Source organism: Streptomyces sp. NBC_01750 (genome assembly GCF_035918095.1).
GTDB lineage: Bacteria > Actinomycetota > Actinomycetes > Streptomycetales > Streptomycetaceae > Streptomyces.
On sequence record NZ_CP109137.1, the window covers coordinates 2568326 to 2580345 of the forward strand.

The following is a 12020-nucleotide window of genomic DNA, read 5'->3' on the forward strand; positions in this document are numbered from 1 at the left end:
AACCCGGGGGCCCGCCCCGGACCCCGGGTTCAGCCCAGCGCGGCGACCCGGTCGCGATAGTTCCGTACCGCCGCCGCGTCCCGGTACGGCTCGAGCCGCCGCTCGAATTCGCGTACGTACTCCACCGCCCGCGCCGACCGCATCTCCGACACCTGCAGCGCCGCCTCCGCCCCCAGCGCGCATGCCTGGTCCAGCTCGCCCAGTCCGAGCCGGGCGGAGGCCAGCACCACGCGGCAGAAGAGGCGGCTGCGCGCGAACGCCGGGGCGCGCAGCTGGAGCGAGCGCTCGGCATGCTGCACCGCCGGCCGGTACTGCTGCAGATCCCGGTGGCAGTGCCCGAATTCGTCGGCGAGCTGCGCCTCGTCGAAGAATCGCGCCCAGTGCGGCACATCGTCGCCGGGCCGCGCCGTCTCCAGCGCCCGCTCCGCCCGTACGAGCGAGGCCGTACACGCCCGCGCCTCGCCCAGCACGCCGTGCCCGCGCGCCTCGACGGAGTGCAGCAGCGCCTGCACCACCGGCGGAGCCGCCGAGCCGACTCCCTGCTGGGCGACGCGTGTCAGCTGCACCGCTTCGCGTCCATGCCCCAGATAGACCGCCTGCCGGCTCATGGTCACCAGCACATACGCGCCGTATGCCCGATCGCCCGCCGCCTGGGAGAGCCGCAGCGCCTGGACGAAGTAGCGCTGGGCGAGGCCGTGGGCCGCGATGTCGTACGAGGTCCAGCCGGCCAGCCGGGTCAGATCGGCCGCCGCGGCGAACAGCCGCCGCCCGGTCACCTCCCCGTAGGTGCCGCGCAGCATCGGCTCGGCCTCGTGCTCGAGATAGCGCACCAGCGCCTGCCTGGCGTGCCCGCCGCCGTAGGCGTGGTCGAGGGTCCGGAACAGCTCGCCGACCGAGCGCAGCGCCGCGATGTCGCCGCTGGAGACCTTCTGGCCGGGGCCCCGGTCCGTGCCGCGCTGCCGTGGGACGGCGATCCTGCCCTGGGCGGGGATACGGGCGGTCCCGTTCTGGACCGCGTCCGCCCGGCGCTCGTCGGCCCGGCTCACCCGCTCGTCGGCCCGGCCGATCAGCCAGTCCCTGCTCGGCACCACGAGCCCGGCCGGAGTGAAGGCGATCTTCCGCAGCTCCGCGTGGCTGCCGGAGTCCTTGCGCCACAGGCCGCTCACGATGTCCACGGCCTCCTCGGGCGTGGCCGCGAACTCCAGACCGGCGTAGACGGGCGCACAGGCGTCCAGACCCAGGTCCTGCGCCGAGAGCCGGCGGCCGAGCCGCCGTGTGAACACCTCGGCGATCAGGGCGGGGGTCGTGCCGCGAGGCTGCTGGCCGCGCAGCCAGCGGGTCACGGAGGTCTTGTCGTAGCGCAGATCCAGGCCGTGCTCGAGGCCGAGCTGGTCCACTCTGCGGGCTAGGCCTGCGTTGGAGAATCCGGCTTCTGCGATGAGCGCGGCGAGCTGTCGGTTGGGGATGCGCTGCGGAGGTCGTTCCGTCATCAGCTGTGCGGTCTCCTGCCTTCCGGGCCTGGAGCAGCCCTCATGGAACGGCGCGAATTTAGCCGCCCCTACGGCTCGGCCCGCCAGCTTCGCCCCACATTCATCCGATCGTGTGAGGATTGGGGACGTCGCTGACAGGCGCCGCGTGACCGGGAACTGCCCGGCACCTGCCCGGCCGCCGTTTCCGGAGCCGCCGTACAGTGGCTAGGCGCGATGAGTGCAGGGTGAAGGTTCTAGGGAGGCACAGCCGTGAGTGAGCTGCGGTTCGTCCAACTGGGGTTCGGCGAGGAAGCCGTCGAGTACCAGGAGGCGTGGCAGAAGCAGCGCGAGGTCCACGCCGCCCGCTTCGCCGACGAGATCGAGGACACCTGCCTGCTCCTCGAGCACCCGCCCGTCTATACGGCGGGCCGGCGCACGGCGGAGAGCGAACGCCCTCTGGACGGCACTCCCGTCGTCGACGTCGACCGCGGCGGCAAGATCACCTGGCACGGCCCCGGCCAGCTGGTCGGCTACCCGATCCTGAAACTGCCGCGCCCGGTGGACGTCATCGCGCATGTACGCCGGCTCGAGGACGCGCTGATCCTGACCTGCGCGGAGTTCGGCCTGGAGACCAGCCGGGTCGAGGGCCGCAGCGGCGTATGGGTCCTCGGCGACCCGGTCGAGCAGCGTCCGGCGATCGGCGGTCTCTCGCTCCACTTCGACCCGCGGCTGCAGGACGAGGAGTTCGACCCGCGGCTGAACGGCCCGGAGTACGCCCCCTCCAACGCCGGCCAGCGCCGCGAGGACCGCAAGCTCGCCGCGATCGGCATCCGTATCGCCAAGGGCGTCTCGATGCACGGCTTCGCGATCAATGTGAACCCGGACAACACCTGGTTCGACAGGATCGTGCCGTGCGGCATCCGGGACGCGGGCGTGACCTCGCTCTCGTACGAACTGGGCCGCGAGATCACCATCGCCGAGGTTCTCCCGGTCATCGAGAAGCATCTCCGCGACGTCCTGGAGAACGCCGAACCGCGGCCGCGGGCCGTCGGGGCAGCCGTCTAGGGAATGCGCCCCTCTGGCCAAGGGTTGGCCAGACGTAAGGCCACACAAATAACGGGCGTACCCTGGTGTCCGCCGAAGAATCGAAGTCGTAGGGAGCCGGACGTGTCCGCAGTCGCACCCGACGGACGCAAGATGCTGCGCCTCGAGGTCCGGAACAGCCAGACCCCCATCGAGCGCAAGCCCGAGTGGATCAAGACCCGGGCGAAGATGGGGCCCGAGTACACCCAGATGCAGAAGCTCGTGAAGAGCGAGGGCCTGCACACGGTGTGCCAGGAGGCCGGCTGTCCGAACATCTACGAGTGCTGGGAAGACCGCGAGGCGACCTTCCTCATCGGCGGCGACCAGTGCACCCGGCGCTGCGACTTCTGCCAGATCGACACCGGCAAGCCCGCCGCGCTCGATCTCGACGAGCCGCGCCGCGTGGGCGAGTCGGTCGTCACGATGGACCTGAACTACGCCACGATCACCGGTGTCGCGCGCGACGACCTGGAGGACGGCGGCGCCTGGCTGTACGCGGAGACGGTGCGCCGGATCCACGCGATGACGTCGGAGCGCGAGGCGGGCCGTACGAAGGTCGAGCTCCTCATCCCCGACTTCAACGCGGTGCCGGAGCAGCTGGCCGAGGTCTTCTCCTCGCGCCCCGAGGTGCTCGCGCACAACGTCGAGACCGTGCCGCGGATCTTCAAGCGGATCCGCCCCGGTTTCCGTTACGAGCGATCGCTCGAGGTGATCACGCGCGCCCGCGAGGCGGGCCTGGTCACAAAGTCGAACCTCATCCTCGGCATGGGCGAGGAGCGTGAAGAGGTCAGCGAGGCACTGCAGCACCTGTACGACGCCGGCTGCGAGCTGATCACGATCACGCAGTATCTGCGTCCTTCGGTACGCCACCACCCGGTCGAGCGCTGGGTGAAGCCGCACGAGTTCGTGGAGCTCAAGGAGGAGGCCGAGGAGATCGGCTTCTCCGGTGTGATGTCGGGGCCGCTGGTCCGTTCCTCGTACCGCGCGGGCCGGCTGTACCAGCAGGCGATGGAGCGGCGGGGTGCCGTGACCGCCCCGCAGACTGTGTGAATTCAGGCACAAGCAACTACCGCTGAGTAATCAGCGACTGACGCGGCGCATGCCCTCCCCGCAGGTCGGGGCGGTGTATGGGCCGCGTCAGCGTTTGCGGATGGCGCATAAAGGTTTCATCGGTGTTTGACCGCTCGGTCATGCACTGGTAACACCAATCAGTGACATTGGGTCTACGCACAGCACTCACCGCTCACGGCACCGCAGTGCACCGCACCGCACTGCAGCGCTTCCACTCATCGTCGACGCTCACCCTTAGGGGGACCTCAACCATGCAGGCCGCGCCGGTACGTCCCGTACGCGCTACCGCCATTCCGTCCGTCACCGATGCTCTGCGCGCCATGGAGTCGCTGCTCCTGGGCGGCGGACAGCGCACTGCCCGCCGGAACGCATGGACGGCGGTCCTCGAAGACCGGCGCCGGGCCAAGGACAGGGTCGAGGCGCAGCATGTACTGGAGGGTGTGGCCGGCCGCACTTCCTAGGCCACGTAAACTTCCAGACATGGCGAGGAAGGCAAACTCCGACAGCACTGACGCTGCTGCGAACACTGGGCGACTGAAGCAGATCGCTCTGACGTACAAGATGACCCGAAAGGCCGATTCCAAGATCGGTCTTGTCCTAGCGGCTGTGGGAATCGTCACCTTCGGTGTCTTCCTCGCCATCGGCTTCTTGATCGACCACCCCGTTTATCTGGGCATCCTCGGCTTCCTGCTGGCCTTCCTCGCGATGGCGATCGTCTTCGGACGCCGTGCCGAGCGAGCGGCCTTCGGGCAGATGGAGGGCCAGCCGGGCGCGGCGGCCGCGGTGCTGCAGAACGTGGGACGCGGCTGGAGCACGACCCCGGCGGTGGCGATGAACCGCAGCCAGGACGTGGTGCACCGGGCGGTGGGCAAGGCCGGCATCGTCCTGGTGGCGGAAGGTAACCCGAACCGGTTGAAAACGCTGCTGGCAGCCGAGAAGAAAAAGATGGCGCGCATCGTCCTGGACGTACCGGTGCACGACATCATCGTCGGCGACGGCGAGGGCCAGGTGCCGCTGAAGAAGGTGCGCACCACGATGCTGAAGCTGCCGCGGGTGCTCAGCGGACCGCAGGTCACGGCGGCCAACGACCGGCTGCGGGCGATGGGCGACCTGATGAGCAATATGCCGCTGCCGAAGGGTCCGATGCCGAAGGGCACGCGGATGCCTCGCGGCGGAAAGCAGCGCTGACCTACGACAGACACGGAGGCGGCCCCGGACGTACGCGTCCGGGGCCGCCTCACTCTGTCTCGCCGCTCGTGTTGCCGGTCTTTCCCGTCTTCTCGCTCGCCTCTAGATCCGCACCTGTACGGCGCGGGCGAGGCGGTCGTGCAGCCCGCGCCCGTCGCGGTCCCAGATGAGCGCCGGGATCGCGACGCAGAGCAGCAGGCTCCGCAGGAGAACCCGGACGATCCCGAGCCGGCCGCCGCCTTCGGCGACGACGCGCAGACCGAAGATCCGCTTGCCGGGGGTGAAACCGACCGAGCCCACGGTCAGCACACTGAGTACGAGGAAGATGCTGAGCGCCCAGTTTCCGACGGCCTGCCGGTCACCATTCGCGAGCAGCCCGTATGCGATCAGGAGGCAGAGCCCCCAGTCGACGAAGACGGCGCCGAACCGCCGCCCGAGGGGGGCGATGGAGCCCGGCCCCGCCTCCGGCAGGCCGAGCCGCTCGCCCCGGTGACCGAAGTCGGCGCCCATGTCCTCGGCCGCCGCGCGGGGCCCGGAGAGCCACGATCCGATTGCTTGCCTGTTGTCCACCCGTACACGGTACTGCGCCCGGTTTCACCCACCTGCGGGCGGGGCCGTGACGCGGCACCGACCCTGGTCCGGTTAACTTCGGCGAAACAAATGGGTCATGCTGGAGAAATCCCGTCTGCCTATCGTCGGGTCCAGCGTGTGCCACCGCACTGGCCGCACGACCGAGCTGCAACCCCGCCCCTCCCGGGTCGGGAGTAGGAGGAGTTGGATGTTCCAGAACGCCGACGACGCGAAGAAGTTCATCGCCGACGAAGACGTGAAGTTCGTCGATGTCCGGTTCTGCGACCTGCCTGGTGTGATGCAGCACTTCACCATCCCGGCAAAGGCGTTCGACCCGGCCGAGGAGCTGGCCTTCGACGGCTCGTCGATCCGCGGATTCCAGGCCATCCACGAGTCCGACATGGCGCTCCGCGCGGACCTGTCGACCGCCCGTGTCGACCCCTTCCGGCGCGACAAGACGGTCAACATCAACTTCTTCATCCACGACCCGATCACGGGCGAGCAGTACAGCCGCGACCCGCGCAACATCGCCAAGAAGGCCGAGGCGTACCTCGCCTCCACCGGCATCGCGGACACCGCGTACTTCGGCCCCGAGGCCGAGTTCTACGTCTTCGACAGCGTCCGCTTCGAGACCAAGGCGAACGAGGCCTTTTATCACATCGATTCCGAGGCCGGCGCCTGGAACACCGGTGCGATCGAGGACAACCGCGGCTACAAGGTCCGCTACAAGGGCGGCTACTTCCCGGCCCCGCCGGTCGACCACTTCGCCGACCTGCGCGCCGAGATCTCCCTGGAGCTGGAGGCCTCGGGCCTCCAGGTCGAGCGCCAGCACCACGAGGTGGGTACCGCCGGCCAGGCCGAGATCAACTACAAGTTCAACACGCTGCTCGCCGCGGCCGACGACCTGATGCTCTTCAAGTACATCGTGAAGAACGTCGCGTGGCGCAACGGCAAGACCGCGACCTTCATGCCGAAGCCGATCTTCGGCGACAACGGCTCGGGCATGCACGTCCACCAGTCCCTGTGGCAGGGCGGCGTCCCGCTGTTCTACGACGAGCAGGGCTACGCGGGCCTGTCGGACACCGCCCGCTACTACATCGGCGGCATCCTGAAGCACGCGCCGTCGCTGCTGGCGTTCACGAACCCGACGGTGAACTCGTACCACCGCCTGGTCCCCGGCTTCGAGGCCCCGGTCAACCTGGTCTACTCGCAGCGCAACCGCTCCGCTGCGATGCGTATCCCGATCACGGGCTCGAACCCGAAGGCCAAGCGCGTCGAGTTCCGCGCCCCGGACCCGTCGTCGAACCCGTACCTGGCGTTCTCGGCGCTTCTGCTCGCGGGCCTCGACGGTGTGAAGAACAAGATCGAGCCGGCCGAGCCGATCGACAAGGACCTCTACGAGCTGGCCCCGGACGAGCACGCGGGCGTCCCGCAGGTCCCGACCTCGCTCCCGGCGGTGCTGGAAGCGCTGGAGGCGGACAACGAGTACCTGCAGGCCGGCGGGGTCTTCACGTCGGACCTGATCGAGACGTGGATCGACTACAAGCGGACGCACGAGATCGCGCCGATCCAGCTGCGGCCGCACCCGCACGAGTTCGAGCTCTACTTCGACATCTAAAGATCAGGTCCGGGCGACCTGGGCGGGAATCCTGAAAACATGTGTTGACCTGCGAAAACACTACTCAGCAATGCTCGCTGTTCCCGCTTGCTTTCCGCCCCCTTGTGCACCGCGTGTGCACCGCCCGACCGATCCTCTGACGTAGCGTCAGTTATAGTGAGGCCGCCACTCCCCATCGGGGTGGCGGCCTCACTCGTTTTATGGCGCGGCCGCACCCGAGACCTACTCACGTGGGCCTGCAAGGTCGTGACGGGTGATGAGCCATGATCACGTCCGATCCGGTTTCACCTGGTCAGAGGATTGCAGGGTTCGACCGTGTGACGTCCGATCCAGCGGGTGCTGAGCCGTCCGCCCACGCATCGCTCACGCAGAGAGGCACGCTGACCAGGCCGTTAAGCACGTGCGCAGCACAACTCTGACAGCGTCACCCAGCGCCCCACTCAGCACTGCCGGTTGTCGCACTCAACGGCCAGGAACCGACTGCGCAGTTGACCAAGGGTTGGGCTGGGCCCTAGCAGACGCTCAAGCGAGTCAGTCGTACGCCGAAGGCTTGTTCCCGTCATTCTGCGCGATCTACCTCCGGAGCCTGAGAGCCTCTGGCACGCTGCTAAGGCAAGAGAACTGCGTGGACTGATGCTCGGCCGAGCGTCTCGGAGGGGCCCATGGAATGGTTCTTAGGACCAGGCATCGCTCTACTGGCGGCCTTCGCCGCATATGGCGCATGGAGGCTCTACAGAGAAGCCCATGAGAAACGACGTGGCTCACATGCTCCGCCACGGCCACCTGAGCAAATTCTGCTGGATGCCTACAGGCAAGCCCTACGCGCGGTGGGCGACAATGCATGGCTAGCAACGGAGGATGCTGGAAGGGGGCAGCTCACCGACCTCCACGCGCGCTGGGACGAGGTCCACAAGAGAGAGCTGCCGACGAAGCAACCCTCCCCCGCACACCACGCACAGCTAAGCCGTCGCGAACCCCGCGAAGTACATCCGGTCCTGAGGCGGTCCACGGTTCCGCCCTCTGCACTCGATCTCCTCGCGCAGGCCCATTCGGGACTCAAAGACGCATCAACCATTGAAGATTCGAATTCACGGTATGCGGCCGCCCACCTCGCTGCTTTGCGGACCGCTGCTGCAGTTCTAGCAACCCGGGGACGTCCTGAAGGCACTCCGCGTCGCCGAAATCGAATCAGGAGCGCGTGGGAAGTACTACCTGAGATAGCCCCCGAGTTGGCAGATTGGAGCGCCTTATTTGCTTCCGGCGCGAGACGTAGAGCCCGGGCGGAGGCTGGAATTGAGAATGCAGCCACGCAGAGGGACGCCGACGAAATAATGCGCGATGCGTCGATGTTCCTCCGACTGGTCGAGCGAATGCTCGTAGCACCAAAGCCTGATCAGCCAACCTCGATTGACCTGATCGAATTGACAGAAAATCGCGACGCAAACACGGCAGTACGACACCTGTCGGAGGGCTTCGACGATCTGTTCAGAGCCCTAGGGCCACCACCTCCCGGGCTGAGGCAGAAGCAAACTGTGGGCGATGGCGGCGGGGGAACTGAGCGATGACGCGTGAGGCTTCGAACATACCGCGGCACGAGCAGACTGGCCTTGATATTGCCATGCAGTGGGCGGATCTACCCGCTGAGCACTTGCAGGTAGCCCTCAAAGCACTAGAGCCCCAACTGCGCCGTGAGCACGAGTTGAGAATGGCGCAACAATCCGCTCTTCAACAGATGCAACTGGAGAGCCTCCGCCTCGAAACTCGGGAGAGGACAGCTCGACGGTCTCACTTCCTGCTAATTACTGGCCTAGTGGCAGGATTTCTACTTAGCGCAGGAATGCTTGTCGCGGCAGTACTGGTGGGAATGCAGGGGCATGTTGGACTGGCTTCGATGCTATCCGGCCCCAGCGTATTAGCTCTTGCGTCGCTGTTCGTATTACGCCGATCCGATGCTGCCCAAACTCGGGCGGTGGCGCGAGCACAAGCCAATACAATCCAAGCTGCAGCGCCCCCTCCGCCGTGACCTTCCAGGAGTTTTCCCGGCTGTCGTGACCTGGACGGAATCCAATTCTGAGGACCGGGGTCCACTGTCGGTGCGGCGAACCTGCCTTCGGGCCCGGCCCTTCACCGGTCAGGTCCCGTCGGTCACCAACCGTCGAGGGAAACCTCCGGGCCATCGTTGAGATAGCGGTGCAAGGCGCTGGCCGTCGTGTCCACGAACTCCTCGGGGATGGCCGCGGCATCGACCCAGCGGACCTGCGCATGCTTGTGCGGCTCGCAGTTCTCGGGTTCCCCGGTCCACTCATGAGCGGCGAAAACGACCGTGAGGAAGCCGTTGGGCGCCTCGACTCCCCACGCCCCGTGGATGATGTGGGCGACCATCAGCGCCTCCGGCTTCACCGTCAGCGCGGTCTCCTCGTACAGCTCCCGCACCGCAGTCTCAGTGATCGGCTCGCCGGGTTCGCTCTTGCCGACGGGGAGGTCCCACTTGCCCTGGGCGAACTTGGCGTCCTGGCTGCGCTGGAGGAGGACGACGCGGTTGGTGGCCTTGTCGTGGACGATGACAGCAGCGACCAGCAGGGTCATGGATTCGAGGGCGGGCTTGAGGGCTTTGGGCTGCTGTTCGTCGGTTGTCGGCTGAGCCACGATCTTCCCTTCGTCGGCCGGTTTGTTGGCAGCTTAGGCGAGTGCTTCGCGTGCGCGGCGGGTGAGTTCCGCGGCTCCGGGGACGCCGCGACGGTGGTAGACGGCGAGGGTGGATCTGAGCGACGTGATGGCCTTGCGGGTGCGGTCGGAGGTCATGCCCTCCATCAACGTCAGCGCTTGGGACCAGGCGGCGACGGCTTCGTCGGCGCGGGTCTGTGCGGCCAGGCTGTCGCCGAGATCGGCGTACGTGAGGGCGTGGACGCGCTTGTACTTCTCCGGGTCCCAATGGGTGAGCGCATCGCGGTGCTGCTGTTCGGTGCCGACGTGGTCGGCGAGGTCGGTCAGGGTGCGGGCGGTGTGGCTGGCGACGGTGCCGGCGGCCGGGCCGCTGACGCGGGAGTAGCTCGGCTGCGGGCCATCCTCGCGGAGCAGGGCGTCTTCCGCTGCGAGTAGGGCGCGGGCGGCGTGCGGCCTCTCGCCGGTGGCTGCGTAGGCGCGGGCGTGGGTGATGTGGAGCAGGGCCTCGGTCTGGCCGTCGATGTGGCCGAGTCCGCCGGCGAGCGCGGCTTCGGCGAGGTCGATGCAGTGGTGGGGCTGTTTGAGGCTGAGGGCCTGGTGGGCCAGGGCGCGCATCATCCAGGCGGCGTGGCCGTGCGGGTCCGCCTCGCAGGCGAGCTGGTAGCCGACTTGGTAGTAACGCTGGGCGGCGCCCTCCTGGCCGAGGTCGTGGTGCTTCCAGCCTGCCAGGTAGGCGAGTTCGGCGACCGCGCCGAAGGCGGCCCGGCGTAAGACTTCGGTTGGGAAGCGGGCGCGGAGCATGGGGGCTGCGGTGTCGGCGAGGTAGGCGGTCACGGTGGTCAGGCCGTGGCCTCCGCCCAGGCGTTCGTCGGCGGCGCTGAAGGCGACAGTGATCTGGCGTACGACGTCCACGTCCTCCGCTCCCACCAGGGCCGTGCCGGTGCGGGCGCGGAGCATGCGGGCGGTGGCTTCATGGTCGTACGCGAGGGGCATGGCGACGCCGGCAGTGGTGAACGCGGCAATAGCGAGGAAGCGGCGGCGTTCGACATCGGCGCGGCCGAGGTCCGTTGCGGCAAGGACCGGGTCCGGATCTGATTCGTCGGCCGTGGATTCCGGTGCGGCCAGGCCGAGCTCGACTTGAGTGATGGTCCTGTGCGACCGGCGGGAGAGGGCTTCGGCAAGGTACTGGCCGGTCCTCCCGGTGGGCTGGCGAGCTCCACTTACCCAGTGCGAGATGGCCGACTTGTTGGTCTGCAGCATCTCGCCGTTCTCCGCGGCGACGCGGCGGACGTCCTTGGCCAGGGCCTCGAAGGTGCAGCCGACGGCCTCGATGGTCTCGCGCAGACGGGAGTTGGGCTCTCTCGGCGCTGCCACGACCGCCTCCGCTCCGGGGCTGTAAACCGCGTATACCGCTTGGCCTGCCCTTCACCGTACCCACTGAGGGTGACCGGCGGTTCACTAATCATCAGCCGCCCGGAACGGTTCTACATCCGACCGTGAATCCAGGCTCCCCACTTGGCCGAGCGGCCCCAAGTTCCGTACGCCCGATCCGGGTTCGGGCATTCCTGTGCCCGAACCCGGCCGATCAGAGACGGAGACCCCGGTGACCATCATCGACACCACCGCCACGACCACGGCGATCACAGTCGCGCTGCCCGAGGCATTCGACGAGCGCTGGAGCCGCCTGCCCGGCATCCAGGTCGAAGGCCGGCGCATCACCATCGACCCGGCAGAGTACTTCTTCCGCTTCGAGTCCAACACCTGGCTCGTCGCCGACTGGGAGCTCGTCAAGTCCCAGCTCCTGGAGGCAGACGAGACCACAGAGAGTGCGGTCGAGCAGCTCGCCCTCGACTTCATCAAGGCCCACGCCACCTCCACCTCGGATGCGGCCCGTGTCCTGGCCACCGCGTACGAGGTGTACGCCTACCTGTTCCGCGTGCCGCAGATCACCGCCAGCCACCTGCGCATGCTGCGCGAGGCGGCCACGCTGATGGCCCTGAACAAGGTCGAGCTGGACGGGCACATCTCGAACGTCGGCCCGTGCTGGTTCTTCCCCGCTGCCACCTCCGTCGTCTTCGACCTGGACGACGAGACCGGCGGGATGCTCGACGAGGTCTACCACGGCGGCTGGTTCAACGAGCACCGCCGCATCGAAGCCATCAAGGCCCACTCCGCGCTCGGCGGACGCCTTGTGCACGGCTGCCAGTCCGTGCCGGATCAGTCCGGCGGCGTCGTCGCACCCTACGGTGCGTCGATGGCCAAATTCCGTGACGACCTTGCCCAGTTCAAGGCCGGATGGATCGAGCAGGTCTACGCCCACCGCGTGAGCGACCCCGCCGCCTAACACCCGACCAGGC

Annotated in this window: 11 protein-coding genes; 7 read left to right on the forward strand and 4 right to left on the reverse strand. The window is 67.7% G+C overall.

The window, feature by feature from the left end:
* Positions 1-29: 29 nt before the first annotated feature.
* Positions 30-1490, reverse strand: coding sequence for a regulator (locus OG966_RS11660; protein ID WP_326649465.1), 1461 nt, complete (start codon positions 1488-1490; stop codon positions 30-32).
* Positions 1491-1739: 249 nt separating this feature from the next.
* On the opposite strand from OG966_RS11660, the gene lipB reads away from it, so the two are divergent.
* From lipB to OG966_RS11680, 4 genes are all read left to right on the forward strand, one after another.
* Positions 1740-2534: a lipoyl(octanoyl) transferase LipB gene (gene lipB / locus OG966_RS11665; RefSeq protein WP_326649466.1), complete on the forward strand. Its 795-nt coding sequence runs from the start codon at positions 1740-1742 to the stop codon at positions 2532-2534.
* Positions 2535-2636: 102 nt separating this feature from the next.
* The gene (gene lipA / locus OG966_RS11670) at positions 2637-3602 is read left to right on the forward strand and encodes a lipoyl synthase (protein WP_326649468.1); all 966 of its coding nucleotides are present in this window, start codon (positions 2637-2639) and stop codon (positions 3600-3602) included.
* 272 nt (positions 3603-3874) lie between these two features.
* Complete coding sequence (locus tag OG966_RS11675; RefSeq protein ID WP_326649470.1) at positions 3875-4084, forward strand: SCO2195 family GlnR-regulated protein; 210 nt, start codon at positions 3875-3877, stop codon at positions 4082-4084.
* 19 nt (positions 4085-4103) lie between these two features.
* Entirely contained in the window at positions 4104-4811 is a 708-nt protein-coding gene (locus tag OG966_RS11680; protein ID WP_326649471.1) for a DUF4191 domain-containing protein, read from the forward strand.
* Between the two features lie 102 nt (positions 4812-4913).
* Here OG966_RS11680 and OG966_RS11685 read toward each other — a convergent pair whose 3' ends face one another.
* Complete coding sequence (locus OG966_RS11685) at positions 4914-5381, reverse strand: RDD family protein (RefSeq protein WP_326649472.1); 468 nt, start codon at positions 5379-5381, stop codon at positions 4914-4916.
* Positions 5382-5589: 208 nt separating this feature from the next.
* Here OG966_RS11685 and glnA point away from each other — a divergent pair, with 208 nt between their 5' ends.
* Positions 5590-6999 (forward strand): type I glutamate--ammonia ligase, encoded by a 1410-nt coding sequence (glnA, locus tag OG966_RS11690; protein WP_326649473.1) that lies wholly within the window; start codon positions 5590-5592, stop codon positions 6997-6999.
* A 920-nt stretch (positions 7000-7919) separates the two neighbouring features.
* Positions 7920-8564, forward strand: a complete 645-nt coding sequence (locus tag OG966_RS11695; protein WP_405811326.1) for an SAV_6107 family HEPN domain-containing protein — start codon at positions 7920-7922, stop codon at positions 8562-8564.
* A 580-nt stretch (positions 8565-9144) separates the two neighbouring features.
* On the opposite strand, the gene OG966_RS11700 is transcribed toward OG966_RS11695, so the two are convergent.
* Together OG966_RS11700 and OG966_RS11705 are read right to left on the reverse strand one after the other, a co-directional pair.
* Complete coding sequence (locus tag OG966_RS11700) at positions 9145-9645, reverse strand: NUDIX domain-containing protein (protein ID WP_326649474.1); 501 nt, start codon at positions 9643-9645, stop codon at positions 9145-9147.
* Between the two features lie 33 nt (positions 9646-9678).
* The gene (locus tag OG966_RS11705; protein WP_326649475.1) at positions 9679-11037 is read right to left on the reverse strand and encodes a tetratricopeptide repeat protein; all 1359 of its coding nucleotides are present in this window, start codon (positions 11035-11037) and stop codon (positions 9679-9681) included.
* Positions 11038-11266: 229 nt separating this feature from the next.
* On the opposite strand from OG966_RS11705, the gene OG966_RS11710 reads away from it, so the two are divergent.
* Positions 11267-12007 carry a hypothetical protein gene (locus OG966_RS11710; RefSeq protein WP_326649476.1) on the forward strand — a complete coding sequence of 247 codons (741 nt, stop codon included), beginning with the start codon at positions 11267-11269 and terminating at the stop codon, positions 12005-12007.
* Positions 12008-12020 lie beyond the last annotated feature (13 nt).